Below are 24520 nucleotides of genomic sequence, written 5' to 3'. Positions count from 1 at the left end.
TCATGGCAGCGAAGGAAATCATTTTCAGCGACGTCGCACGGGCGAAACTGACGGAAGGCGTGAACATTCTCGCGAACGCGGTGAAGGTCACGCTCGGGCCGAAGGGCCGCAACGTCGTGCTCGAACGCAGCTTCGGCGCACCCGTCGTCACGAAGGACGGCGTGTCGGTCGCGAAGGAAATCGAACTCGCGGACAAGCTGCAGAACATCGGCGCGCAGCTCGTGAAGGAAGTCGCGTCGCGCACCAGCGACGCCGCCGGCGACGGCACCACGACGGCCACCGTGCTCGCGCAGGCAATCGTTCGTGAAGGCCAGAAATACGTCGCGGCCGGGCTCAACCCGCTCGACCTGAAGCGCGGCATCGACAAGGCCGTCGCGGCGGCCGTCGACGAGCTGAAGAAGATCAGCCGGCCGACCACCACAAGCAAGGAAATCGCGCAGGTCGCGACGATCTCCGCGAACGGCGAGGAATCGATCGGCCAGCGCATCGCGGAAGCGATCGACCGTGTCGGCAAGGAAGGCGTGATCACCGTCGAGGACGGCAAGTCGCTCGCGGACGAGCTCGACGTGGTCGAAGGGCTGCAGTTCGATCGCGGCTACCTGTCGCCGTACTTCATCAACAACCCGGACAAGCAGATCGCCGAGATCGAAAGCCCGTACATCCTGCTGCACGACAAGAAGATCTCGAACATCCGCGACCTGCTGCCGGTGCTCGAACAGGTCGCGAAATCGGGCCGGCCGCTGCTGATCATCGCGGAAGATGTCGAAGGCGAAGCGCTCGCGACGCTGGTCGTGAACAACATCCGCGGGATCCTGAAGACGGTCGCCGTGAAGGCGCCGGGCTTCGGCGACCGCCGCAAGGCGCTGCTCGAGGACATCGCGATCCTCACCGGCGGGCAGGTGATCGCCGAGGAGACGGGCCTCACGCTCGAGAAGGCGACGCTCGCCGAACTCGGCCAGGCGAAGCGCATCGAGGTCGGCAAGGAGAACACGACCGTGATCGATGGCGCGGGCGATGCGAAGAACATCGAGGCCCGCGTGAAGCAGATCCGCGTGCAGATCGACGAAGCGACGTCCGACTACGACCGTGAAAAGCTGCAGGAACGCGTCGCGAAGCTCGCGGGCGGTGTCGCGGTGATCAAGGTCGGCGGGGCCACCGAAATCGAAGTGAAGGAGAAGAAGGACCGCGTCGACGACGCGCTGCACGCGACGCGCGCGGCCGTCGAGGAAGGCATCGTGCCGGGCGGCGGCGTCGCGCTGATCCGCGTGCGGCAGGCGATCCGCGAGCTGCAGGGCGTGAACGCCGACCAGAACGCAGGAATCAAGATCGTGCTGCGCGCGCTCGAGGAACCGCTGCGCCAGATCGTCACGAACGCGGGCGAGGAAGCGAGCGTGGTCGTCGCGAAAGTGGCCGAAGGCTCGGGCAACTTCGGGTACAACGCACAGACCGGTGAATACGGCGACCTCGTCGAGTCGGGCGTGCTCGATCCGACCAAGGTCACGCGCACGGCGCTGCAGAACGCGGCGTCGGTTGCGGGGTTGCTGCTGACGACGGATGCCACCGTGTTCGAAGCGCCGAAAGATGCGGCGCCGGTAGCTGCGCCGGGCGGCCCGGGTGCGGGTGGGCCGGGGTTCGATTTCTGACGATGTAGCGCGTGTGCCGTGTGCCGGTTCGCCGGCATGCGCGCGACCTTGCAGACTCCCCTGCGCGTGGCGATGCAAGTCGTCACGCGCATTTTTTTTGCCGCGATGCCTCTCGCGCGGCGCCGGCTACCACGTCGTGGCGTTCCCGCCGCGATCGAGTTCGAACACCTTGTGCGCCTGCATTCGCCGCTTGAGCCACGTGCCGGCCTTGCCGAGCACGCGCGCTTTGCCCCAGATCAGGTCGACGCCGACCAGCCAGTCGGTATGCGGATACGCGGCCAGTTGCAGCTCGACGAGTTCGCCGGCGTCCAGTTCCCGCAGGATCAACTGGCGCGGCAGCGTCGTCCAGCCGAGCCCCGCGCGCACCATCTCCAGTAACGCCAGATAGCTTTCGGCCTGCCAGCAGCGCGCCGAGTCGAGATACTCCGTACTCGGCAGCGTGTCGTTGTGCGCGCTGAATGCAAGCCGGCGATGCGAGCGCAGCTCCGCGAAACTCACGCTGTCCTGGCACGCGAGCGGATGATCGCGACGCGCCACGTGCGCGAGGATCAGCTTGCCCATCTGCGCAAAACCGAGGTCGCGCGGATACGCGGGCTGCGCGAACGCAACGCCCAGGTCCGCTTCGTCCTTCAGCAGCAGATCGGTCACGTCGCCATGAAACGGATGGCGGATGTCGAGATCGACATTCGGAAACTGCGTCGAGAAATCGACGATCGCCGGCATCACGGTGTTGTACGGCACCTCGATCGCGAGCGTCAGCCGTGGCTCGACCAGGTCGCCCAGTTCGTTCGCATGCGACTCCAGATCGAGACAGCGCTCGAGCACCAGCTCGACTTCATTCAGCAGCTTAAGGCCGGCCGGCGTGAGCGCGGGCAGCTTGCTCGTGCGGTCGAAGAGCGGCAGGCCCCAGTCGACTTCCAGGTTCGCGATCGCGAGGCTGATCGTCGATTGGGTCTTGCCGAGGCTACGCGCCGCCGCGGAAAACGAGCCCGTCTTCACGACGCGGGCAAACATCTCGAGCTGCTCGAGCGAATAGCGCATGGCGCTTCCCTGACCTATTGAAAAAACCGATGGATATTCATTTGGTGCCCCGGCAGGCGTGATGGATTATGGCGCACCGACCAGCACGCATCCAGCCGCTTCCGGGCAGGGAATTCCCTTGGATCCGGCAGCACGGCCACCCGGTTCGAGACAAACCACAGGAGTCATCGCATGAGCAAGCCACGCCCGCATCCGGTCGACGAAATCCTGCCGTTACGGCAACTCGCCAGTTATGGACTGCAACACGTGCTGGTGATGTACGCCGGCGCCGTAGCCGTCCCGCTGATCCTCGGCAGCGCATTGGGACTGTCGCAGCAGCAGATGGTCATGCTGATCAACGCGAACCTGCTGACTTCCGGCATCGCGACACTGATCCAGACGATTGGCGTCTGGAAGTTCGGCGCGCGGCTGCCGTTGATCCAGGGCTGTTCGTTCATCGCCATCGCGCCGATGATCATGATCGGCAAGCAGTACGGCATTGCCAGCGTGTTCGGCTCGGTGATCGCCGCGGGCGCGCTGACCGTCGTCATCGCGCCGGTATTCAGCCGGCTGCTGCGCTTCTTTCCGCCGGTGGTCATCGGCAGCCTCATCACGATCATCGGCGTGTCGCTGATGCCGGCCGCCGCGATCTGGCTCGGCGGCGGCAACCCCGACGCACCGGCGTTCGGCTCGGCCGCCAACCTGTTGCTCGGCTTCGCGACGGTCGCGATCACACTGTTCGTCTATGCGCGGTGCCGCGGCTTCGTCGCCAACCTGTCGGTGCTGATCGGGCTGATAGTCGGCACCGCGATCGCCACCGCGTGCGGGATGACGAGTTTCGCGCACGTCGGCGAAGCCGCATGGTTCGAATTCAGCACGCCGTTCGCGTTCGGCATGCCGAGTTTCGCCGTGACGCCGATCCTCGTGATGGCGCTGGCGATGCTCGTCATCATGGCGGAGACGACCGGCAACGTGCTCGCGATCGGCACGATCATCGGCCGCCCGTCGTCGCAAACGACCCTCGGCAACGCGTTTCGCGCCGACGGACTCTCGACGATGCTCGGCGGCATCTTCAACAGCTTTCCCTACAATGCGTTCACGCAGAACACGGGCCTCATCGCGCTTTCGAACGTGAAGAGCCGCTACGTCGTCGCATCCGCCGGCGTCATCATGATGCTGATGGGGCTATTCCCGAAACTGGGCGCGCTGATCGCATCGGTACCCCGCCCGGTGCTCGGCGGCTGCGCGATCGTGATGTTCGGCATGACGACGGTCGCCGGCATCCAGGAACTCGCCCGCGTGAAATTCGACGGCACCCGCAACGCGATCATCGTGGCCGTGTCGGTGAGCGTCGGCGTGCTGCCGATGTCGCTGCCGGCCCTGTTCGGTCACGTGAGCGGCCCGGCCAGGCTGATTCTCGACAGCGGCATCTTCCTCGGCGCGCTGACCGCCATCGTGCTCAACGTGCTGCTCAACGGCACCCGGCACGAAGCCGATACGCACGCGCCGGCCGCTGTCGTTCCGGACGGCGCGGGCACGCACGCCCGCTGAATTTCCCCCTCCCTGATCTGAATCCTGATTCGAACCCGAACCATACGGAGAACGCACCATGCAAATCGACACGACACCGGCACCCGCGAATCTCGACGAACGCGACCTGGCGCTGCTGCGCGCGGCAATCGAACTCGCCGACGAATCGCGACAGGACGGCCATCACCCGTTCGCCGCGATCGTGGCGGACGAGCACGGCAACATCGTGGCATCCGCAGGCAACAACTCGATGCCGCCCGAAGGCGACCCGACGCAACACGCCGAACTCGCCGCGGCGGCCAAGGCCGCGCGCCTGCTGTCGCCCGAGCAACTCGCGCGATGCACGCTCTACACGAGCGCGGAGCCGTGCTGCATGTGTGCGGGCGCGATCTACTGGTGCAATATCGGCCGCGTCGTGTACGCGCTGTCCGAGCACCGGCTGCTTGGGCTGACCGGTGCGCACCCGGAGAACCCGACGTTCTCGCTGCCGTGCCGCGAAGTGTTCCTGCGCGGGCAGCGGCACGTCGAAGTCGTCGGGCCGCTGCTCGAGGATGAGGCCGCCGGCTCCCACCGCGGCTTCTGGGCGTAGGTCGCGACATGCCCGGCATTTCGATTCACGTGATCGACGTCGCGCGCGGCGTCGTCGCCGAAGGGCTCGGCGTCAGCGTCGAACGGATCGGCCCCGCGAGCCGGGAACTGCTGTGCCGGGGGCGCATCGGATCGAACGGCTGCCTCGATGCGCTCGACTCGGTCGCCCTCGCGTGCGTGTCCGGCGTGTACGAGGTGACGCTCCGCACGGGCGCGTGGTATCAGGATCGAGGGATGGCGGACGCCGATCCGCCGTTCCTCGGCGACGTCGTCTACCGGTTCGGGCTGGCCGATGCGGCGCAGCACTATCACCTGCCGTTCAAGATGACGCCGTGGGGGCTGTCCTGCTTTCGCGGCGGCGCGTGAGCGGGCGGCGGGCTCGGGCCAGATGAAATCTGGCAGTGCACGTCGTGCGGACCGCACAACCTTTACGACCTTTTTACTTGCGCCCGCGCATGCGTTCACTAGAATGTGTTCGCAATCGATCCATCCACGAGTACGCATATGCGCATCCGAAGTCCTCGCCCTCCGAGTTGCTTTTCTGCCTGACCGGCAGGACGCCTGCGTCTCTCTGTTCCCGAGCCACCGTCCTGCCCGCAGGCGGACGGTGCGCGCCGTAGTCCTTCCCGTTCACGCTTGAACACGACGTCGATGCGTTAGCCGCGCATCGCGCGCTGCAAGCGTGTCCGCGCGGAAATTCCCGCCTCACGACGCGCCATCGATCCGCCGCCCCGGCAACGATCGACTGGCATGCCTCGCATCCCCCATGTCGATCCAACCTGATTACTTTGCATACCTGATTTAACCAACGGAAGTTTCCGATACCGGAGCACGATCATGTTCGAGATCGACAAGCAGTACACCCGCGAATTCATCCACACCGCGTGCGGCGGCAGCAAGCAGGCGTTCCTGCCGACGAAGAACGGCAAGGTCGTGGCCGCCTGCCTGCGCACGGACCTCAATCCGCACGCACCCGACGTGATCCTCTGCGACGGCAGCGCGTCCGCACGGGCGGCCGGCAGGACGCTCGCCGCGCAACGCGATGCGATTCCGGTGTTCATCCGCATGGCCACCGACGCGTACCGCTTCGTCGGCCAGTACGTCGTCAGCGAATCGCTCACCGCACCGCTCGACTGCGCGCCTTACGTACGCAACAGCAGCTTCACGCCCGGGCAGATCTCGCGCGTGCTCAAGCTCAAGCGTTGCTGATACGCATGCGGGGCGCCTCGCGCACCCCATTCCGGCCATCTTTCATACAGGAGCCATCATGCTTGGCCTGACGTTCTGGAAACACGTCATCGGTGCGCGGACCGGTGCAATCCGCGATGACAGGGCGGCTGCACACGACCGGCACCGACGGGTGTCGAGAACGCTCGTGCTGACCAGCGCCGCGGTAGCGTTCGGGGCGATCGCGTTCGGCGCGCCGGTGGTCGGCATTTCGGTGTTTCTGCTGACGACGCTGCCGTTCGTGCTGTCGGGCACCTGAAGCGCTACGTTTCGGGCCTGGCTCCATCGGCAATCGATACACAATTTTAATGTCGGGCCCGCTCGTATCTAACACCGTCTTTACGCGGTTTTGTCTAGGATTTCCCTGTCATCCCGACACGGAGAGATCCGCATGCAAACGCAGCAGGTCGCCGCCGGCGGCCAACCCGACCTTCCCTACCGACGCGGCGGCACACCGTTCGCGACCCGGCTGGCCGACGCCTGCCCGCCGGACAATATCCTGCTCGACGTACCGGTCGAAAGCGCGATCCAGTTGTTCGACCTCGTCGCGCGCTATGTCGAGCGCGGCAGCGGCGTGTCCGCGGAACGGATCAGGACCGAACTGACCAAGCGCGAGCAACTCGGCTCGACCGGCCTCGGCCAGGGCGTCGCGATTCCGCATGCACGCGTCGCCGGTCTCCGCTCGGCCATCGCGCTGTTCGTCCGCGCGCAGTATCCGTTCAGCTTCAACGCACCGGACCGCAAACCCGTGCGCGAATTCATCGTGCTGGTCCTGCCGCAGGAAGACAATCGCGCACACCTCGAACTGCTCGCCGACGCGGCGCGGTGTTTCAGCGAACGCCCGTTTCGGCAGGCATCGCGCGACGCGCTGACGCCCGACGAGATTCACCAGCTGATGCAACGCACGCACTGATGCCGAGTTGATGCCGCACCCTGCGGCGACAAGCACTCCCTTCATCCATTCGAATTCTCATGTTCCCAGACCCTGAAAGTCCCACCCTGACGTCGCGCCGCGTAGCCGGCCTGGCGCGCTCGCTGCCGTTCATGCAGGCCCTGCACGGGCAGACCGTCGTCATCGTCGATGGCGGCGCCGCGAGCGATGCACGCGCCCGCCAGGCGTTCGCGCAGGATGTCGCGCTGCTCGCCCTCACCGGCGTTCGCCCGATCGTCGTCCAGGGCGTGCCGGCCGCGGCCGGCACGCAATCGATCCACGCCGTTCACGCGGCGATGGCGGGCGTCAATCATGAACTGGTGCGCCTGATCAGCAGTCACGGCGCCAAGGCAATCGGCATCGACGGTCACGACGGCGGCCTGCTGGTGGCGAGCGCCGATTCCGACCGCACCGACGCGAGCGCGGTCGCACGGTTCGACGGCACCGCGCTGAACGCGTTTCTCGAGAACGGGCTGGTGCCCGTCGTGATGCCGGTCGCCCCGGACGACGCGGGCCACGATCACCTGCTGCGCGCGGAACGGCTCGGCAGCCTCTTCGCGCAGCGCACGGGCGCCGTCACGCTGGTGATGATGGTCGACGGTGCGCTGCTGCGCGAACTTGGCGAACTCGCGGGGCTCTATGGCATCACGGAACTCGAACAGTGGCTGGCCGAGCACCCGGCCGCCACGGCGGCGCCCTGCGTGCGAGACGCGCTCGATGCGCTTGCGCACGGCGTGCAGAACGTCCATCTCGCCGATATCGGGCAACCCGAATCGCTGATCGACGAACTGTTGACGGAGGAAGGATCGGGAGTCGTGTTCTGCCGGCGCGGCAACACCGACCTGCTGTCGGAAACCCGCCGCTACTTCGCGGATTCGGCGAGCGTGCTGCGCGACGGCTTCAACGTCGAGCAGAAGCAGGTCGTGCGGTTCTGACTTTCTTGTAGCGATAAAACGCTTGCGGCGACCCACCCGGGCCGCCGCAAGCGAATGGCGTCAGCGCCGCGTCGCAAGCCGCCGCACGACGCTCACCAGCGCATCGACTTCGTCGCACGTGTTGTAGAACGCGAGCGACGGCCGCACCGTCGCCTCGAGCCCGAACCGCCGCAGGATCGGCTGCGCGCAGTGATGCCCCGAGCGCACCGCGATGCCCTCTTCGTTCAGCGCCTGCCCGACTTCCTCGGTCTCATAGCCCTTCAGCACGAACGACAGCACGCTCGCCTTGTCGCGGGCCGTGCCGACGAGCCGCACGCCCGGCACCGGCGCGAGCACGCTCGTTGCATACGCAAGCAGGTCGTGCTCGTAGCGCGCGATGTTCTCGATGCCGACCCGGTTCACGTAGTCGAGCGCGGCGCCCAGCCCCACCGCATCCGCGATGTTGCCGGTGCCGGCCTCGAACCGGTTCGGCGGCGGCTGGAACACCGTGCGCTCGAACGTCACGTCCGCGATCATGTTGCCGCCGCCCTGCCACGGCGGCATGTCGTCGAGGATCGCGCGCTTGCCGTACACGACGCCGATCCCGGTCGGCCCGTAGATCTTGTGCCCGGAGAACACGAAGAAATCCGCATCGAGCGCCTGCACGTCCACGCGCATGTGCGAGATCGACTGCGCGCCGTCGACGAGCGCCTTCGCGCCCGCACGATGCGCGAGCTCGACGATCTCCTTCACCGGCACGACCGTGCCGAGCGCGTTCGACACCTGCGTGACGGACACGATCTTCGTGCGGTCGTTGAGCAGCTTCCGGTATTCGTCGAGCAGCACCTGCCCCGAATCGTCGACCGGAATCACGCGCAGCTTCGCACCCTTGAGCGCGGCAAGCTGCTGCCACGGCACGATGTTCGCGTGGTGCTCGAGATTCGACACGATGATCTCGTCGCCTTCGCCGACGTTCTGCACGCCCCACGACTTCGCGATCAGGTTGATCGCCTCGGTCGTGCCGCGCACGAACACGATCTCGTCGGGCGACGATGCGCCGATGAAGCGCTGCACCGTTTCCCGCGCATGCTCGTACGCGTCCGTCGCACGGCCGGCCAATGCATGCGCGGCGCGGTGGATGTTCGAGTTCTCGTGCGCATAGAAATACGCGAGACGGTCGATCACGGCCTGCGGCTTGTGGGTCGTCGCCGCATTGTCGAACCACACGAGCTGCTTGCCGTTCACGCGCTCCTGCAGGATCGGGAAATCGCGGCGGATCGCGTTCACGTCGAACGGCGGATGCGCGCCGCGATACAGCTGGCCTTGCGGCTCGGCTGCGTGCGTGTCGTCGATGAAGTAACGCGGCACGTCGCCGCCCGATGCACGCGACACCGGTACGTCGCGATGCACGGCGAGCAGTGCGCGCAGCGCGTCGTCGCCCGGCAGCCCGAACGCTTCCGGCGACGCGAGGCCGTTCGACGGCACGACGATGTCCTGCGGCGTCGCCTGCCAGCCCTGCAGCGAACCGTCGGTGAAGTAGTACGGCGAGGCCTTCGCCGCGCCTTCCGATACCGGCGCATTCACTTGCGGCACGCCGAGCGCCGCGCCGCCGACGCGCGGTTCGAGCGCGGACGCGATCGACACGACGTTGTCGGGCAGCCCGTTCTGCGCGGCCGCATGCGGCGCCAGCGCGGGTGCGCGGTTACCGAGCGACAGTACGTGCGTCGGGGCGGACGGCGCGAGATTCGCACCGGGCACCTTCCCTTGCGGGAGTGCGAGACCGGGCACGCCGGTGCCCGCACCGCCCGGGCCCGCGAGCGGCGAACCGCCGGGTACCGGGTTGCTGACCGACGCAAGGATCGGCGCGGCGGCCGGCAAGGCGGACGGCACGCCGCCCACCGCGCCGCTGCCCGCCGACAGCCCGGGCGCGGTAGCCTGCCCGGGCGGCGTCGCGAAGAACTCGGACGCGAGCCGCGCGAGCGTCGCCGGGTCGGGCAAGCCGGCCGGCAGCGGCGCGTGCGGCAGCGCGTGCGCGTCGCCGCCGGCCAGGCCGGGATTAACGGTAGGTGTCGGGATAGTCATGGAACTTGGCGATTTCGACGTCATCGAGGACAGCCAGCGCATCCGGCGAATGGACCGCGAGCGAGCAATACAGCGAGATCAGGTACGACGCGATCGCCTGGTTGTTGATCCCCATGAAGCGCACCGACAGGCCCGGGCCCTGCTCGCCCGCGACGCCCGGCTGATACAGGCCGACCACACCCTGGCGCTTGTCGCCGACGCGCAGCAGCAGGATCTTGGTCTTGCCGTCCGCGACCGGCACCTTGTCCGACGGAATCAGCGGAATGCCGCGCCACGTGAGGAACTGCGAGCCGAACAGGCTGACCGTCGGCGGCGGCACGCCGCGCCGCGTGCATTCGCGGCCGAACGCGGCGATCGCGAGCGGGTGCGTGAGGAAGAACGCGGGCTCCTTCCACACCTTGGTCAGCAGCTCGTCGAGATCGTCCGGCGTCGGCGCGCCCGTCAGCGGGAAGATCCGCTGCTCGTCGGTCACGTTGGCCAGCAGCCCGTAGTCGGGGTTGTTGATCAGCTGGCTTTCCTGCAGCTCCTTGATCGTCTCGATCGTCAGGCGCAGTTGTTCCTTGATCTGGTCGTGAGGACTGCTGTAAAGATCGGAGATCCGCGTATGCACGTCGAGCACCGTGCTCACCGCGTTCAGGAAATACTCGCGCGGCTGTTCCTCGTACGGCACGAAGGTCTGCGGCAGCACGCTTTCGTCCTCGAGCTGCGTGCACGCGGCGCGCACGGCTTCCGGGTTCTTCACCTGGTTCAGCCGATAGATGCCGGCCTCGACCGGCACCCATTGCAGCAGGTGGGTCAGCCAGCGCGGCGTGATCGTGGAAAGCTGGGGGACGGTCTTGGTAGCGTTCGCTAGTTGGCGGGCGGCGTGATCGCTCAGCGCGGCCGTGCCGCTTGCAACGGTCGACATGTGTGGCTCCGGGTTCTTTAGATGAAAAACGGGATTGCTTATGACGCTCGGTGATTATCGGAAGCACGCACCTGCCGGCTCAACATGCTATAGCCGTCAGGTCGCGTGCAACCGAAAGGGAAATGAAACGAGGCAGCCTCAGGTGACGTACGCGCCCGGCAGCAGTGTCGAGATCGACACGTCGAATGCGCGCGCGATCTTGTCGGCGGTGACGATCGACGCGATCGCCTCGCCGCGCTCGATCTCGCCGACATACGAGCGGTTCAGCCCCGCATGCTCGGCCAGTTGCTCCTGCGACCACGTGCGCGCCTCGCGCAGCTTGCGCACGGTGGCGCCGAAGTGATGGATGAGGTCGCTCATCGCGCCTCCTAGGCGACGCGCGCCGCCGCGCGCGGCGCGGCGTTCGCTTCGCTGCGCAGCACGGCCTGCGTGACGTTTTCGCCGGGCAACACGTCCTGCGTGAGCCATACGTTGCCGCCGATCACCGCGCCGCGTCCGATCGTCACGCGGCCAAGGATCGTTGCGCCCGCATAGATCACCACGTCGTCCTCGACGATCGGATGGCGGGCATGCCCCTTCTCCAGATGGCCGTCAGCATCGCGCGGAAAGCGCTTCGCGCCGAGCGTGACGGCCTGGTACACGCGCACGCGCTCACCGATGATCGCCGTCTCGCCGATCACGACACCCGTGCCGTGATCGATGAAGAAGCCCGCGCCGATGCGCGCGCCCGGATGAATGTCGATACCCGTTTCCGCGTGCGCCTGCTCGGCGATGATCCGTGCGAGCAGCGGCAGCCCGAGCCCGTACAGCTCGTGCGCGAGCCGGTGGTGAATCATCGCGAGGATGCCCGGGTAGCACAGCAGCACCTCGTCGACGCTGCCGGCCGCCGGATCGCCATGGAACGCGGCCAGCACGTCGCTGTCGAGCAGCCGGCGAATCTCGGGCAAGCGCGCGGCGAAGGCCTGCACGGCCGTCGACGCCACTTCATCGACGTTGTCGACCGGCCCGTCGGCATTGCGCTGCCGCGCCGCGTAGCGCAATTCCAGCTTCACCTGCGCGAGCAGCGCATTCAGCGCGGCGTCGAGCGCGTGGGCCACGTGGAAGTTCTCGCTCTCCTGGCGCAGGTCGGGCGGCCCGAGCCGCATCGGGAACAGCACGCCTTTCAGCGCGCCGATGATCTGCGCGAGCGCCTCGCGCGCCGGCAGGTCGCGCCCGCCCGGTTCGAGCGAGCGCCGCTGCTTCTCGCGCCATGCGCGGCGCACGGTCTGCAGCGATTGAACGATGTCGTCGATGTCGAATGCGGCCATGCTGCGTTCTCCCCGTAACGGCCGTGAATCAGTCCTGCGCCCACGGCAGGCCGCGGAAACGCCAGCCATTGCTGCCGCCGCGCTGCTGCCGCTCGTCGAGGTCGCCCTCGAACCCTTCGAGCACGTTGAATACCTGCGTAAAGCCGCCCTTCGTCGCCGCCTCGGCCGCCTGCGCCGAGCGGTTGCCGCTGCGGCACAGCAACAGCACGACGGCCTCCTTGCCGGTCTTCGCTTCCAGTTCGCGCACGAAGCGCGGGTTGCGTGTCAGGCTCGTGCCCGTCGCCCACGGCACATGCAGCGATTCCGGCACGTGGCCGACGAATTTCCGTTCCTCGGCAGTGCGTACGTCCACCAGCAATGCATCGCCGGCTGAGAACAACGCCCACGCCACTTCCGGCGCGACGCCGCCCGCATAGGGGGTGCCGGCCGCCGTAGCCGCTTCGCGCGCGTCTTCGAGCGCCTGTTGCGCAGCAGTTCGTTCTTCCAATGCAACCGTCATGACACTTCCTTGTTTTCGTTGATTCGTATGATCAAAGACACCGGGAATGCGGCCGTTGCAGCTTGCGTGCTGTCTATAGCCGTCAGCGCCACTATGCGATTGCGGCCGGGCAAGCTGAACCAATAAAAATTCATTTCCTAATCAGCGGCACGGGGAATGCAATAGCAGACGTGCGCTATCGGGGCGGGTTCATCGGCGAGCAGGACGGGAAGAAGGGTGACCGTTCGATGTCACGCATCGAAGGAATTTGAAAGGGTTCGAGAAAGACGATCAACGCGGCGTGCGGCGCGTTGCAATGGAATCCGAAATGGCCTGCATGCACGCGCGCGCATGCAGGGACAGCGGGTGACATCCTGTTGGCTGGCGGAATGCATCGGTGCGACGCCGGACGCGGCATCGCCGATGCACTCACGCTTCAACGCGTCACACCACGGGGTCAACCGGCGCGACCGGCACGCCGCGCGCTTCGATATCGCGCCCCGCGAGCAAGCACAGATCCTCACGATGATGCGCGGCAACCACCTGCACGCCGACCGGCACGCCATTCACGAGCGCCGTGGTCACGGCCAACCCCGGCAGCCCCATCGCCGGCAACGCGCGCAACGTGAGCTGCGCCTCCCACACGCGATCGAACCCGTCCTGCCCCTGGCGGTCGAGATCGTCCGGGAACGGCAGTTCCGACGACACCGGCAGCAGCAGCACCGCATACTCGTCGAGAAACAGCCGCCACTGCCGCGTCAACGTCGTGCGCCGGACGAGCGCGCGGCTGATCACGTCGGCCGGCAGGTCACGCACCTTGCCGCGCACGGCCTCGACCACGGCAGCCGCCCCCGGATCGCCGTCTTTCACGACCGCGCTCGTCAAAGCGTCGAATCCGTCGCCGAGCCAGAGCTGCTCCTGCAACAGTGCCGCCTCGCGCATCGGCGGTGTGTCGTCGATCTCGTCGACGGTCCAGCCGGCATCGATCAACCGCCGTGCGGCATCGCGCAATGCGGCCTCGACCTCGGGCACGACCTGCAAGCCGCCGGGCCGCACGCAGAGTGCCGCGCGCTTCGGCACCTCGCGCCCGTCGAACGGCACCGCCACGTGCCACGGATCGCGCGGGTCCGGTACGGCGAACGCACGCAACGCGAGCGCGAGATCGCCGATCGTGCGTGCAATCGGCCCCGCCGTCGACATCAGCTGCGCGCCGATCGCACGCTCGGGCGATGACGCGTTGAACGCCGGCACGCGACCGAGCGACGGACGAATGCCATGCACGCCACACGCGTAGGCCGGGTAACGCACCGAGCCGCCGATGTCGGTGCCGACGGCAAGCGGGCCGATCCCGGCGGCCACGGCTGCCGCCGCGCCGCCGCTCGATCCGCCCGGCGTCAGCGACGGATTGCGCGGATTGCGCGTGTGGCCATGCACGAGATTCGACGTGAACCAGCGCAACGCGAACGTCGGCGAATTGGTGCGGCCGAGCAGGATTGCGCCGGCCTTCCGGATGTTGCCGACCACCGGGCTGTCGGCGTGCGCGATCAGGTTCTCCTGCAGGCGCGTGCCGTTGGTCGTCGCGAATTCCGCCTGGTCGACGTTGATCTTCACGGTGACGGGCACGCCCGCGAGCGGCCCCGGATCGTCGCCGCGCGCGATCGCGCGATCGACTTCGTCGGCTTGCCGCCGGACATCGTCGGGCCGGTGCTCGATCACCGCGTTGATCGCCGGATTCACCGCCTCGAGACGGTCGAGCACCGCATCCGCCACTTCTCGCGCGGACACGTCACGATGCCGCACGCGCTTCGCGAGTTCGGTTGCGGGCAGTTGCCAGAGTTCCGTCATGACTTCTCCTCGTGGAAGGACATCACACTCACTCATGGCGCCGCACTTTCCTGCGAAAGCGCGGCGCCGCGTTCACTCACTGCTGATCCTGCTTCGCGCGTTCGGCCGCCGCGATGATCGCGTCGGCCACGGCCTTCGGCTGGCTCAGCATCGCCACATGGCTGCCGTTCACGCGCGTGACCGTCGCGCCGATCCGCTTCGCCATCGCTTCCTGCAGCGTCGGGTCGATCATCTTGTCCTGCGTCGCGACGACGAACGTCGACGGCTTCGCATGCCACGCGGCCTGCGTAACCTTCTCCGAGATACAACCGCCATACCACGGCCCCTGGGTCGCCGCAACGATGCGCTGCTGCGCGGGCGGCAGGTCGGGGGCGAAATCCTGCGCGATCGCCTTGTCCGACAGCGTGGCGAAACCGCCCGCGTCCTTGCGCAGCTCACCGGCCCACGCGGGCGCCGGCAGCCCCTGCGTGACGTCGGCGATCGACTGGCCGTTGTCGGGCGCGAACGCGGCGACGTACACGAGCGACTTCACCCTGTCGTCGTTGCCCGCCTCGCTGATCACGACGCCGGCCCACGAATGGCCGACCAGTACGACCGGCCCCTTCTGCGCGTCCACGGTGCGCTTCGTCGCGGCTGCATCGTCGGCGAGCGAGCTCAGCGGATTCTGCACCGACACCACGTGCAGCCCGCGCGCCTCGAGCAGCGGAATCACGCGGTTCCAGCTCGACCCGTCGGCGAACGCGCCGTGCACGAGCACGACGTTCGTCCCCTTCAGATCTTCTTTCGGCGCGGCCTGTGCCGCCACCGCACCGAACAGTCCGCCGATCACCGCGGCGGATACCAGAACGCGTTTCATCGAACCGGCCATCGTCATGCTCCTTGCTCTGTTGTGTTTTTCACATGTAGTGCTGCAGTGGTGGCCGCGCCCGCCTGCGGCAAGCGCGGCAGCCAATCACGAATGCGCGTACAGGTCGTCGGCGGCATTCCGCGCGGAGCGCGACTGGGACGCGTCGTGATGGCCGGCCGGCGTCGACGCATCGGCCACATTGTCGCCTTGCGACTTCGACGGGCCGTTCTGGTCGGAACGCGCGACCTGCTGCGCGGCGACGGCGTCCTCCGCGGCCGCGATATCGTTCGGGTAGTTCGCTTCGCTGCCGGCCGGGCGATAGCCGGCCTTCTCCAGGCGGACGAGATCGGCGCGCACGTCGGCGCGCGTGAGGCCGTGGCCGGTATCGGCGAACGACAAGGCGGGGATGGCAGCGAGGACGGCAACGGCGAGGAGTCGAGCGGCTTTCATGAGGGTTCTCCTTGAGAGAGGTAGGTCAGTCGATCATTCGGCATCCGATCCAGTTCGTCTGGCATCGAACGTTTCCTGCATGTCGACAGTAGAACCCGCGCACGTATCTGCGATGTTTCCGAAACCGGGGCTTTCTGCATGCCAGTTTTTCAGGAACGGCCGCAGATACAGTGCGATACAAACCGGGCTGCCGCATCGTTCACTCGCCCGTCTGCCGACGCGGTCCCCCCAAGCCCACTCACCATGAAAAAAGGCGTGCCACGCATGGCACGCCTTTCCGTCGAACCCGTCACACCACGCACGTCACGGCGCAAGCCGCGTGAACACGTAGTCGTGGTTCTTCACACGCGCCTGGTGGCACGCAAAGCACGTCTGATGCTGGCCGATATCGGCCGGTACGCCGTTGATGAAGCGTCCGAAACCCCAGCCGCCCGTCGATGCATAGCGGCGCGAGTCCTTCACCATCACCTGCACGGTCGTCGCCTGGCCCGGCACCGTGGCACTCGGGAGCTCGTCGGACTGCTTGCGCTTGTACGCGAGCTTCACGAGGATCGTGCCGTCCGGGAACGGCAGCGTCGCCTGTTCGAGCGCACGGATCGCGACGGGGTTGCCGAGCACCACACGGAGTTCATCGAGTGGCGCGGCTTCCTCGGCCGGCGCGACCATTTCCCACTTCCGGTAGCCGGGCGGGATCGTCACGCCATAGATCGGCGAAGCGGCGGCGGCCGGCTTCGGCTGCTCCGCGAATGCGGCCGGACCGCTGGCCGACCACGCGCCGGCCAGCAGCACGCCCGCGACGACCGTGCGTCGCATGATGCGGCGCATCACACCCACCCGCGCCCGCATCACAGATGCTCCACTTGCAGGATCGCATCGGCGAACGCCTGCGGCGCTTCCTGCGGCAGGTTGTGGCCGATGCCGCCGGTGATCGTGCGGTGCTGGTACTTGCCGGTGAACTTCTTCGCGTAGGCGGCCGGCGCGGGATGCGGCGCGCCGTTCGCGTCGCCTTCCATCGTGATCGTCGGCACGGTGATCGCCGGCCCGGCCGCGAGGCGGCGCTCGATGTCGTCGTACTGCGCTTCGCCCTTCGCGAGCCCGAGGCGCCAGCGATAGTTGTGAATCACGACGGCGACGTGATCGGGGTTCTGGAACGACGCGGCCGTGCGCGCAAAGGTTTCGTCGGAGAACTGCCATTTCGGCGACGCGAGCTGCCAGATCAGCTTGTTGAACGCATCGCGGTTCTGCGTGTAGCCGAGTTCGCCGCGCTCGGTCGTGAAATAGAACTGATACCACCACTGGAGCTCGGCCTGCGGCGGCAGCGGCGCGGCGTTCGCCGCCTGGCTGCCGATCAGGTAGCCGCTCACCGACACCAGCGCCTTCACGCGCTGCGGCCACAGCGCCGCGATCACGTCGGCCGTGCGTGCGCCCCAGTCGTAGCCGCCGAACACCGCGCGGTCGATCTTCAGCGCATCCATCAGCGCGACGATGTCGACGGCCGTCACGGCCTGCTGGCCGTTGCGCACCGTGTCGGCCGAACGGAACGTCGTCGACCCGTAGCCGCGCAGGTACGGCACGATCACGCGATAGCCGGCTGCAACGAGCAGCGGCGCGACTTCCGCGTAGCTATGGATGTCGTACGGCCAGCCGTGCAGCAGGAACACGACGGGGCCGTTCTTCGGCCCGAGGTCCGCATACCCGACGTTGAGCACACCCGCGTCGATCTGGTGAATCGTGCCCAGCGACGCGACGCCGGCCGTGCGCTTGGCGGGCGCTGCATCGGGCGCCGACTGCGCATGCGCGAGGGCGCTGAAGCCGAGGTCGGCGAGGCTCAGGCTTGCCAGCGTCGTACCAAGGATCAGGCGGCGGCGGGTGTTCACGGTTTCAGGCATGACTCGTTCTCCAGTGTCGATCGCTAAGGAAGGGGCCCGCGGCGCGCAGGGGCGCTCGGGAATCCGCGTTCGCGGCGGCGGCGCTGGCACTGCGCTGCCGTGTGAATCGCTTCACCGGATTTATATCCGATCCATCCAGAGGCTTTGTATCCCAACGTATCTGTGCGTGAACACGACACACGGCGATTCAAAAAATCGTGCTGGAGAGGCGTGTTGACAGGGGAATCAGCCCGCATTCCCCCCTTCAACCATGCTGACATGAGAATCCGCTCACACCTTCCGATCCGGCAGGATATGCGCACGGATCGACCGTCCCCGCCACGACAGGTGATCGATCCGCGCGCGTAGCGTGTAGAGCGCCACCGACGACAGCGTACTGAACCTGAGCAGCGCGATCGGGTTACCGATCCCGGCCGGCACCCGCTCGATCGAATCGAACAGCGGGAATCCATACCGGGTCAGGAACGCGCCGACCTCGTCGTCGCGTGCGTGTTCTTCGACATTGACCAGCAACAGTTCGGCCATGACGGCTCCTTGCTTGATTCGACCGCCGTCACCGGATCAGCCGGCGCGTATGGTGCGCGATCATCAGTTCTTCGTTGGTCGGGATCACCCACGCCGACACGCGGCTCGACGCCGTCGTGAGCAGCGGCCCGCCGGCATGGTTCGCGTCGACGTCGATCTCGACGCCGAGCCAGGCCGCACGGCGCATCACCCCTTCGCGAATCGCAGCCGCGTGCTCGCCGATCCCCGCCGTGAAGACGATCGCGTCGATGCCTTCCATGGCGGCGGCGAGCGATCCGAGTTCGCGCGCAATGCGGGTGATATACAGTTCGATCGCGAAGCGCGCATGCGGATCGTCGCTCGCGAGCAGCGTGCGCATGTCGCTCGAGATACCGGACACCCCGAGCAACCCGGAGCGCCGATAGATCAGATCCTCGACGGCGCGCACGTCCATCCCGAGTTCGTCCATCAGGAAGAGCACGACGCCCGGGTCCAGGTTGCCGCAACGCGTGCCCATCGGCAGCCCGTCGACGGCGGTGAACCCCATCGTGCTCGCGACGCTCTTGCCCGCCACGAGCGCGCACATGCTCGCGCCGTTGCCAAGGTGGGCGACGACCGTACGCCCGCGCGCCGCCTGTGGCGCAACGTCGGGCAGCACGCTCGCGATGTACTCGTACGAGAGCCCGTGGAAGCCGTAGCGGCGAACGCCCCGACTGGTGATCGACTCGGGCAGCGCGAACGCCTGGGTCACCGCGGGCTGCGTGCGGTGGAATGCCGTGTCGAAGCAGGCCACTTGCTCGATGCCGGGCTGCACCGTTTCGAGGATGCGAATCGGCGTCAGGTTGTGCGGTTGATGCAACGGCGCGAGCGGCGTGAGCTTGTCCAGCTCGGCCACGATCTCGGGCGTGACGCGCACCGGGCCGCTGAAGCGTTGCCCGCCATGCACGACGCGATGGCCCACCGCCGCGAGACGGTGTCCTTCCTGGTGAGCCTCCAGGAATGCGGCGATCTGCTCGAGCCCTTCGTGATGGCCGAACGTCTCGCCGCCGGCCCATTGCTGCTCGTGATGCTCCCCGTGATGGTCGACGGCGCTGAAGTGCGCGGTGGCCGTGTAAAGCCCATCGACCTGACCGTGCACGATCAGCCCGAGCGTGTCGCCCTGCACGTCGAATGCGGAAAACTTGATGCTCGACGAGCCCGCATTCAACACCAGAATCACGTCTGCCATGGCATCACCCCGCGTGCGTGGCCGCTTCACGCTGCCCATTCGCGACGAGCATCGCGACCGCGCATGAAGCCAGCCGGGTGATCAGCGAATCGGCGCGACTCGTCAGGATGATCGGCACGCGCGCGCCGAGCACGATCCCGGCGGCGTCCGCGCCGGCCAGGAACGACAGGCTCTTGGCGAGCATGTTGCCTGCTTCGAGGTTGGGCACCATCAGCACGTTCGCGTGCCCGGCCACCGGCGAATCGATCTGCTTGATGCGCGCGGCCTCGGGATCGATCGCGTTGTCGAGCGCAAGCGGGCCGTCGACGAGCGCGCCGGTAATCTGCCGCCGGTCCACCATCTTGCACAGCGCGGCGGCTTCGAGCGTCGACGGCACTTTCGGGTTGACCGTCTCCATCGCCGACAGGATCGCCACGCGCACCTGCGGAAAGTCCAGCGCATGCGCAAGATCGATCGCGTTCTGCAGGACGTCGACCTTGTCCTCGAGCGTCGGCGCGATATTGATCGCCGCGTCGGTCACGATCAGCGGATCGGCATGCGCGGGCACGTCCATGACGAAGCAATGGCTGATACGCCGGCCGGTGCGCAATCCGGCATCGTGACGCACCACTTCGGCCATGAGCTCGTCGGTATGCAGGCTGCCCTTCATCAGCGCAGCCGCCCGCCCGTCGCGGACGAGCCGCACCGCCGCGGCTGCCGACGCCTCGCTGTACGGCGCATCGACGATCTCGTGATCGATGATCGACAGCCCGCACGCCGCGGCGGTCGCTTCGATCCGGGCCCTCGGGCCGACCAGGATCGGCGCGATCAGCCCCTTGCGCGCCGCCTCCAGCGCCCCCTCGAGCGAGCTTCGATCGCACGGGTGCGCGACGGCCGTCGGCATCGGCGCCAGCGTCCGGCAGTGTTCGATGAGGCGGAGATATTTCTCGTGTCTGTTTTCCATCGTGGTTCCTGGCTGTCCGTCACTGCACACGTTCGAGGGCCGCCACCGGCCCCTTGGCCGGCCGCTTCGCGGGCGACGCGCCCAGCACCGCGCGGATGCGTTGCAGGGCCGCCCACTGCTGCTCGCTCACCGACGCGCTCTGCACGCGCGGATCGCCCAGCAACTTGTCCAGCAACGTCAGCAGCCGCTGGCGATCCTCCGGCCGGGCCAGCAGCGCCGGCAGCGTGGCAACGGCCTGCTGCGGCGCGTAGGTCGCGATGATTTCCTGCTCGCCATAGATGCGCCGCCACTGGTCGGGCGGCAGGTCCGGCAGGTACTCGGCGTAGGTTTCGGCGAGTTCACGCTCGGTCGCCAGCTGCGCCAGCGGAAACGGCTCGCCGCTGCGTTCGAGCAGAAACGCTGCGCGCGCAACCGCTTCGGTGTAGCCGCCCCGATCGATCGACGCGAGCGCGTCCTTCACGAACGGCAGGTCGCGAGGGTTCGTCGTGACCGGCGAAGCGGCATGATGGTCGCGATACTGTTCCGCGAAATGAAGCATGAACGGCTGCGTGTACAGCGTGAAGAACAGCGACTCGGTGCCGGCATCGCGCATCGCGCGGAAAAAATCGAGCGATGCGCTGACGACGTCCGAGCCACGGCGTTCGAGCTTGCGCCACGGTTCGATATCGTCGGCCGGCTGGCGATGCGCGTTGACCGTGTCGGCAGCCGGCTTCAGCCAGCCAAGCCATGGGTTCAGGTCCGAAAACGCCCAGCGCTGAAAGCGCAGCGGATGAAAATCGCGCAACACGCGCGCCGTGGTTTCGTTCGAGGCCTGCTGCACGAACGGCTGCAGGAACAGTTCATAGGCGCGCTGCGTGAATTCGGACAGTTCGGCGACCGCCTCGAACGCATGCTCGTCCTTGCGCCCGAAGCGGTTGAAGTGTTGCGCGATCTCTTCGAGACGATGCTCGGCGAACGTGACCTCGTAAGCGACCTTCCCGTCGGCGCCTTTCACTTCCTCGATCGACATCGCATAGAGGCCGGGCGGCAGCGTTTCGACGGCATCCAGCACGCTGACGATCTGTGCGTGCTCCTTCTTCGCAACCTTGCCCGACACGAAGATGCCCAGATGCCCGACATCCTCCTCCATCAAGCCGATGATCACCTGCCCGCGCGACTTGATCTCCTCCGTGCTGCCGTAGATGTCCGCGACCCAGTTGAACGCCTGCTGCGGCGGCGTGATGTTGTCGCCCATCGACGCGAACAGGATGATCGGCGAGCGGATCTCGCGCAGGTCGAACGCCTTGCCCGCCCCGTCCCGCACCTCGCCGGACCAGAGCTTGTTGCCGATGAACAGGTTGCGCGTGATCCATTCGATCTCCTCGCGGTTCATCAGGTAGTAGCCGCCCCACCAGCGCTCGAACTCGAGGAAGCGCGGCGGCTCGGTGTCGATGTTGTCGTACACGTGGTAATACTTGTCCCACCACGTGTTCGCCGGATTCAGGTTCTCGAAGTTCTGCACGAGATATGCGCCGTCGAACTTGCCGTTGCCGAGGTCCGACGAAAACGACGCGAGCCAGGTGCCGCCGAGCAGGCCGCCGGCATAGCGCATCGGATTGTCGCCGGGCCCGTCGCTCCACGCGCCGCTCCAGTACGACATCGGGGCGCCGTTGATGACGATCGGGCCCGTATCGTCCGCCGACGAGCTCGCGAGCATCATCGCGGCCCAGCCGCCCTGGCAGTTGCCGACGATGGCCGGCTTGAGGCTGTCCGGATGCAGCTCCCGCACCTTCCGGACGAACGCCTGTTCCGCCGCGCACACGTCGAGCAGCGTCTGGCCGGGCTCGGGCTCCTGGAAGAACACGACGAAGTACACCGGATGTCCCGCGTGCAACGCCACGCCGACCTGCGAATCGTCCTTGAAGCCGCCGATGCCGGGGCCGTGCCCCGCGCGCGGATCGATGATCAGGTAGGGCCGCTTGGCGGCGTCGACTTTCACGCCGTCCGGCGCCTGGATGTGAACGAGCGCGTAATTGACGGGCCGCTCGAACTGCCGGCCGTCGAGCACCACGTCGTAGTCGAAATGCAGCACCGGCTTGAGCCCCTGGGCCGTGCGCTCGACGTATTGCGTGCCGCGCTCGCGCAGCGTGTCCCAGAACAGCAGCGAGCGCTGGACGGCGTCGACCGCGTAGTGCCATGCGCTCAACGGCGAAAGCGCTGTGGCGAAGGGCGCGGCGCCCGGATCGTGGCTGAGGCTATCGCCGCCGTCGAATGCTTCGCTCAACCGCTTTCCATACTGTTCCAGCGCGTGCTGCGTGCGCTTTTGCAGGACGTGGACAATTTCCGCGGCGATCTCATGACTGCGCGCCAGTTGCGTGGCAGCATCCATAACACTGTTCTCCAGAGGGGCAAGGTGAATCCCGACGCATTCCGGGAGCGGCCGTCTCGCGTCAGCCGAGCACGTGCATCCCCGCGTCGACGTAGTGAACGCCGCCGGTCATCGCGCGTGCGGCATCGCTGGCAAGAAAGGTGCATAGCGCGCCGACGTCGTCGATGTCGAACGGCCGGCGCAATGGCGCACGCCGTGCGGTGTCGTCGAGCAGATGATCGAAGTTCGGCAACCCGGAGGCCGCCCGCGTGGGCAACGCACCGGGCGACACCGCATGCACGCGGATGCGTGCCGGCCCCAGCTCGACGGCCAGATAGCGAACGCTGGCCTCCAGCGCCGCCTTGACCGGCCCCATCACGCCGTATTCGGCGATGACCTGGTCGGCGCCGATATAGGTCATCGCCAGCAGGCTGCCGCCGGACGTCATCAACGGCTCGGCAAGTTTCGCCATCCTGATGAACGAGTGGCAGGAGGTATCCATCGCGAGTGCGAACCCTTCCGGCGAACTGTCGACGACCCGCCCGTGCAGGTCGGCCCTCGGTGCATAGGCGACGGCATGCAGCAGAAAATCGAGGCGGCCCCATTGCTCGCCGATCGTGTCGAACACGTCGCGCATCTGGTCGGTCCGGCCCACATCGAGCGGCATCGCGATCGCCGGCTTCAACTGCTCCAGCAGCGGCTCGACGTACGGCAACGCGCGATCGGATTGCCAGGTCACGGCCAGCTCCGCCCCCGCTGCGTGAAAGGCGCGCGCACATCCCCAGGCGATGCTCTGCTCGTTCGCCAGGCCGACGACGATGCCCCTTTTGCCTTCAAGCGGCCGCATGCCATTGCCGGGCGCGCGCGACTCGCGCACGTCGTTATTCGTCATCGCGAAACCTCGGATCGTATTTTTGCATCGAACGAAACTGCGAAAGGGCCGAATTGCCTTTGTGCCGCGAATCATTGTATTGAGGGTTTCAAACTACCAGATCATTCACGCGATATATCTTTGATTTTTATCAAAATCGCTTTCAAATCAGATAATTACGATGGAATGTTTCGATCCGGAAGGATCGATTTCATCGATATGTCATTCAATCGTGTGCAATTCATCAGCCCAGCGGTGCAGGTCGCCCCGTTCCCGACACGATAGCGACCCTTCGTGTAATCGCATGTAATTGATTCAGCGATGCGGCGGGCCTAATGTTTGTCCCAGGCAGAAGCCCGTGATTAAACCTTGCCAATCAAGCGCCGACGATTTTTCGTCGAATATATGCCGATACATCGAGGGTCTTGTGCAAGGATGATTTCCACGTGAGGCTGCTGTCGGGAAAGAAGCGTTCATTTATCGACTCATCCAATTACCGCTCAGAGGAAAAAATGGCAAAAATTTATTACTCGGCCGACAACAGCTGGCTCATCGGCGTCACCGATCGCGTCAAAGGCAACCGGTTGGTGCTCCTTCCCACCAGTGCGGACAACCTGTATACCGAGTGGGACTTCCAACCGGATGGCGGAATCACGCTGCACAGCGACCCCACGCTCGCCATCGACTGCGGAACGGTATCCGCCGAGCAATACCTTACCCTGAACACCTACAAGAAAAACAACGCGTCGGCCTCTCAGCAATGGCAATTCGACCCGCAATCGGACGACGCGCAATCGGGCTACATCGAAAACGTGAGCAATTCGCAACTTGTTTTCGATCTCCAATGGAGAAACGTGACGAAGGGCACGTACATCTGGACCTTCACGGCCAACGCGTCGGATGCGGAGATCTGGAGCCCGGTACCGGTCCCGCAGGATTCGTTCAAGAAGTGACCTGACCCAGGCTTCG

Annotated in this window: 25 protein-coding genes; 9 read left to right on the top strand and 16 right to left on the bottom strand. The window is 66.5% G+C overall.

From position 1 onward, the window contains the following. Positions 1-2: 2 nt before the first annotated feature. Positions 3-1643 carry a chaperonin GroEL gene (gene groL, locus LGM89_RS06715; RefSeq protein WP_226272651.1) on the top strand — a complete coding sequence of 547 codons (1641 nt, stop codon included), beginning with the start codon at positions 3-5 and terminating at the stop codon, positions 1641-1643. A 126-nt stretch (positions 1644-1769) separates the two neighbouring features. Here the strand turns inward: groL and LGM89_RS06710 are convergent, their stop codons facing one another. Continuing rightward, positions 1770-2684, bottom strand: a complete 915-nt coding sequence (locus tag LGM89_RS06710) for a LysR family transcriptional regulator (protein WP_089497708.1) — start codon at positions 2682-2684, stop codon at positions 1770-1772. 171 nt (positions 2685-2855) lie between these two features. Between LGM89_RS06710 and LGM89_RS06705 the strand changes: the two genes are divergently transcribed. From LGM89_RS06705 to LGM89_RS06675, 7 genes are all read left to right on the top strand, one after another. Continuing rightward, positions 2856-4214, top strand: a complete 1359-nt coding sequence (locus LGM89_RS06705) for a nucleobase:cation symporter-2 family protein (protein WP_226272650.1) — start codon at positions 2856-2858, stop codon at positions 4212-4214. A gap of 58 nt (positions 4215-4272) precedes the next feature. Next, the gene (locus LGM89_RS06700; RefSeq protein WP_089497710.1) at positions 4273-4782 is read left to right on the top strand and encodes a nucleoside deaminase; all 510 of its coding nucleotides are present in this window, start codon (positions 4273-4275) and stop codon (positions 4780-4782) included. 8 nt (positions 4783-4790) lie between these two features. Further along, positions 4791-5147, top strand: a complete 357-nt coding sequence (locus tag LGM89_RS06695; protein WP_089497711.1) for a hydroxyisourate hydrolase — start codon at positions 4791-4793, stop codon at positions 5145-5147. Between the two features lie 471 nt (positions 5148-5618). Then, positions 5619-5990: a DUF6697 family protein gene (locus LGM89_RS06690; RefSeq protein WP_039354345.1), complete on the top strand. Its 372-nt coding sequence runs from the start codon at positions 5619-5621 to the stop codon at positions 5988-5990. 58 nt (positions 5991-6048) lie between these two features. After that, complete coding sequence (locus LGM89_RS06685) at positions 6049-6267, top strand: hypothetical protein (RefSeq protein WP_226272649.1); 219 nt, start codon at positions 6049-6051, stop codon at positions 6265-6267. 132 nt (positions 6268-6399) lie between these two features. Further along, entirely contained in the window at positions 6400-6921 is a 522-nt protein-coding gene (locus LGM89_RS06680) for a PTS sugar transporter subunit IIA (RefSeq protein ID WP_226272648.1), read from the top strand. Between the two features lie 59 nt (positions 6922-6980). Next, positions 6981-7874 carry an acetylglutamate kinase gene (locus tag LGM89_RS06675; protein ID WP_226272647.1) on the top strand — a complete coding sequence of 298 codons (894 nt, stop codon included), beginning with the start codon at positions 6981-6983 and terminating at the stop codon, positions 7872-7874. Between the two features lie 60 nt (positions 7875-7934). On the opposite strand, the gene LGM89_RS06670 is transcribed toward LGM89_RS06675, so the two are convergent. The 15 genes from LGM89_RS06670 to fabI all read right to left on the bottom strand — a co-directional run bounded on the left by LGM89_RS06670 (position 7935) and on the right by fabI (position 23572). Further along, on the bottom strand, positions 7935-9935 hold the full coding sequence (locus LGM89_RS06670; RefSeq protein WP_226272646.1) for a family 2A encapsulin nanocompartment cargo protein cysteine desulfurase: 2001 nt from the start codon (positions 9933-9935) through the stop codon (positions 7935-7937). Further along, the gene (locus LGM89_RS06665; RefSeq protein ID WP_006479760.1) at positions 9910-10842 is read right to left on the bottom strand and encodes a family 2A encapsulin nanocompartment shell protein; all 933 of its coding nucleotides are present in this window, start codon (positions 10840-10842) and stop codon (positions 9910-9912) included. The genes LGM89_RS06670 and LGM89_RS06665 overlap by 26 nt, the downstream gene beginning before the upstream one ends. Before the next feature lie 138 nt (positions 10843-10980). After that, a complete protein-coding gene (locus LGM89_RS06660) occupies positions 10981-11202 on the bottom strand; it encodes a helix-turn-helix domain-containing protein (RefSeq protein ID WP_006484517.1) in 222 nt (73 codons plus the stop codon). 8 nt (positions 11203-11210) lie between these two features. Next, on the bottom strand, positions 11211-12149 hold the full coding sequence (gene epsC / locus LGM89_RS06655) for a serine O-acetyltransferase EpsC (RefSeq protein ID WP_089443278.1): 939 nt from the start codon (positions 12147-12149) through the stop codon (positions 11211-11213). Positions 12150-12177: 28 nt separating this feature from the next. Next, a complete protein-coding gene (locus tag LGM89_RS06650; RefSeq protein ID WP_089443279.1) occupies positions 12178-12648 on the bottom strand; it encodes a rhodanese-like domain-containing protein in 471 nt (156 codons plus the stop codon). 423 nt (positions 12649-13071) lie between these two features. Continuing rightward, the gene (locus LGM89_RS06645; protein ID WP_226272645.1) at positions 13072-14472 is read right to left on the bottom strand and encodes an amidase family protein; all 1401 of its coding nucleotides are present in this window, start codon (positions 14470-14472) and stop codon (positions 13072-13074) included. A 76-nt stretch (positions 14473-14548) separates the two neighbouring features. Next, a complete protein-coding gene (locus LGM89_RS06640; protein WP_226272644.1) occupies positions 14549-15340 on the bottom strand; it encodes an alpha/beta fold hydrolase in 792 nt (263 codons plus the stop codon). 84 nt (positions 15341-15424) lie between these two features. Beyond that, the gene (locus tag LGM89_RS06635) at positions 15425-15769 is read right to left on the bottom strand and encodes a DUF4148 domain-containing protein (protein ID WP_089497719.1); all 345 of its coding nucleotides are present in this window, start codon (positions 15767-15769) and stop codon (positions 15425-15427) included. A gap of 303 nt (positions 15770-16072) precedes the next feature. Next, positions 16073-16615 (bottom strand): cytochrome P460 family protein, encoded by a 543-nt coding sequence (locus tag LGM89_RS06630; protein WP_089497720.1) that lies wholly within the window; start codon positions 16613-16615, stop codon positions 16073-16075. After that, complete coding sequence (locus LGM89_RS06625) at positions 16615-17658, bottom strand: alpha/beta fold hydrolase (RefSeq protein WP_226272643.1); 1044 nt, start codon at positions 17656-17658, stop codon at positions 16615-16617. Before LGM89_RS06625 ends, LGM89_RS06630 begins: the two co-directional genes overlap by 1 nt. A gap of 270 nt (positions 17659-17928) precedes the next feature. Continuing rightward, the gene (locus tag LGM89_RS06620) at positions 17929-18183 is read right to left on the bottom strand and encodes a hypothetical protein (protein WP_089428318.1); all 255 of its coding nucleotides are present in this window, start codon (positions 18181-18183) and stop codon (positions 17929-17931) included. A 28-nt stretch (positions 18184-18211) separates the two neighbouring features. Continuing rightward, positions 18212-19390 (bottom strand): acetate/propionate family kinase, encoded by a 1179-nt coding sequence (locus LGM89_RS06615; RefSeq protein ID WP_226272642.1) that lies wholly within the window; start codon positions 19388-19390, stop codon positions 18212-18214. A gap of 4 nt (positions 19391-19394) precedes the next feature. Next, positions 19395-20333, bottom strand: a complete 939-nt coding sequence (locus tag LGM89_RS06610) for a phosphate acetyltransferase (protein ID WP_226272641.1) — start codon at positions 20331-20333, stop codon at positions 19395-19397. A 19-nt stretch (positions 20334-20352) separates the two neighbouring features. Next, a complete protein-coding gene (locus LGM89_RS06605; RefSeq protein WP_226272640.1) occupies positions 20353-22701 on the bottom strand; it encodes a DUF3141 domain-containing protein in 2349 nt (782 codons plus the stop codon). A 61-nt stretch (positions 22702-22762) separates the two neighbouring features. Then, the gene (gene fabI, locus LGM89_RS06600; RefSeq protein WP_413227460.1) at positions 22763-23572 is read right to left on the bottom strand and encodes an enoyl-ACP reductase FabI; all 810 of its coding nucleotides are present in this window, start codon (positions 23570-23572) and stop codon (positions 22763-22765) included. A 425-nt stretch (positions 23573-23997) separates the two neighbouring features. On the opposite strand from fabI, the gene LGM89_RS06595 reads away from it, so the two are divergent. Beyond that, positions 23998-24504 (top strand): RICIN domain-containing protein, encoded by a 507-nt coding sequence (locus LGM89_RS06595; protein WP_226205456.1) that lies wholly within the window; start codon positions 23998-24000, stop codon positions 24502-24504. The last annotated feature ends 16 nt before the right edge of the window (positions 24505-24520 follow it).

This window comes from Burkholderia sp. AU31624, from assembly GCF_020420065.1.
Lineage (GTDB): Bacteria > Pseudomonadota > Gammaproteobacteria > Burkholderiales > Burkholderiaceae > Burkholderia.
The sequence above is the reverse complement of the archived record's forward strand: the minus strand, read 5'-3'. Positions and strand labels throughout refer to the sequence as shown.

Excerpts from the sequence above, each read along its gene's own strand:
- groL (WP_226272651.1), top strand. The coding sequence starts at position 3 with ATGGCAGCGAAGGAAATCATTTTCAGCGACGTCGCACGGGCGAAACTG.
- LGM89_RS06710 (WP_089497708.1), bottom strand. The coding sequence starts at position 2,684 with ATGCGCTATTCGCTCGAGCAGCTCGAGATGTTTGCCCGCGTCGTGAAG.
- LGM89_RS06705 (WP_226272650.1), top strand. The coding sequence starts at position 2,856 with ATGAGCAAGCCACGCCCGCATCCGGTCGACGAAATCCTGCCGTTACGG.
- LGM89_RS06700 (WP_089497710.1), top strand. The coding sequence starts at position 4,273 with ATGCAAATCGACACGACACCGGCACCCGCGAATCTCGACGAACGCGAC.
- LGM89_RS06695 (WP_089497711.1), top strand. The coding sequence starts at position 4,791 with ATGCCCGGCATTTCGATTCACGTGATCGACGTCGCGCGCGGCGTCGTC.
- LGM89_RS06690 (WP_039354345.1), top strand. The coding sequence starts at position 5,619 with ATGTTCGAGATCGACAAGCAGTACACCCGCGAATTCATCCACACCGCG.
- LGM89_RS06685 (WP_226272649.1), top strand. The coding sequence starts at position 6,049 with ATGCTTGGCCTGACGTTCTGGAAACACGTCATCGGTGCGCGGACCGGT.
- LGM89_RS06680 (WP_226272648.1), top strand. The coding sequence starts at position 6,400 with ATGCAAACGCAGCAGGTCGCCGCCGGCGGCCAACCCGACCTTCCCTAC.
- LGM89_RS06675 (WP_226272647.1), top strand. The coding sequence starts at position 6,981 with ATGTTCCCAGACCCTGAAAGTCCCACCCTGACGTCGCGCCGCGTAGCC.
- LGM89_RS06670 (WP_226272646.1), bottom strand. The coding sequence starts at position 9,935 with ATGACTATCCCGACACCTACCGTTAATCCCGGCCTGGCCGGCGGCGAC.
- LGM89_RS06665 (WP_006479760.1), bottom strand. The coding sequence starts at position 10,842 with ATGTCGACCGTTGCAAGCGGCACGGCCGCGCTGAGCGATCACGCCGCC.
- LGM89_RS06660 (WP_006484517.1), bottom strand. The coding sequence starts at position 11,202 with ATGAGCGACCTCATCCATCACTTCGGCGCCACCGTGCGCAAGCTGCGC.
- epsC (WP_089443278.1), bottom strand. The coding sequence starts at position 12,149 with ATGGCCGCATTCGACATCGACGACATCGTTCAATCGCTGCAGACCGTG.
- LGM89_RS06650 (WP_089443279.1), bottom strand. The coding sequence starts at position 12,648 with ATGACGGTTGCATTGGAAGAACGAACTGCTGCGCAACAGGCGCTCGAA.
- LGM89_RS06645 (WP_226272645.1), bottom strand. The coding sequence starts at position 14,472 with ATGACGGAACTCTGGCAACTGCCCGCAACCGAACTCGCGAAGCGCGTG.
- LGM89_RS06640 (WP_226272644.1), bottom strand. The coding sequence starts at position 15,340 with ATGGCCGGTTCGATGAAACGCGTTCTGGTATCCGCCGCGGTGATCGGC.
- LGM89_RS06635 (WP_089497719.1), bottom strand. The coding sequence starts at position 15,769 with ATGAAAGCCGCTCGACTCCTCGCCGTTGCCGTCCTCGCTGCCATCCCC.
- LGM89_RS06630 (WP_089497720.1), bottom strand. The coding sequence starts at position 16,615 with ATGCGGGCGCGGGTGGGTGTGATGCGCCGCATCATGCGACGCACGGTC.
- LGM89_RS06625 (WP_226272643.1), bottom strand. The coding sequence starts at position 17,658 with ATGCCTGAAACCGTGAACACCCGCCGCCGCCTGATCCTTGGTACGACG.
- LGM89_RS06620 (WP_089428318.1), bottom strand. The coding sequence starts at position 18,183 with ATGGCCGAACTGTTGCTGGTCAATGTCGAAGAACACGCACGCGACGAC.
- LGM89_RS06615 (WP_226272642.1), bottom strand. The coding sequence starts at position 19,390 with ATGGCAGACGTGATTCTGGTGTTGAATGCGGGCTCGTCGAGCATCAAG.
- LGM89_RS06610 (WP_226272641.1), bottom strand. The coding sequence starts at position 20,333 with ATGGAAAACAGACACGAGAAATATCTCCGCCTCATCGAACACTGCCGG.
- LGM89_RS06605 (WP_226272640.1), bottom strand. The coding sequence starts at position 22,701 with ATGGATGCTGCCACGCAACTGGCGCGCAGTCATGAGATCGCCGCGGAA.
- fabI (WP_413227460.1), bottom strand. The coding sequence starts at position 23,572 with ATGACGAATAACGACGTGCGCGAGTCGCGCGCGCCCGGCAATGGCATG.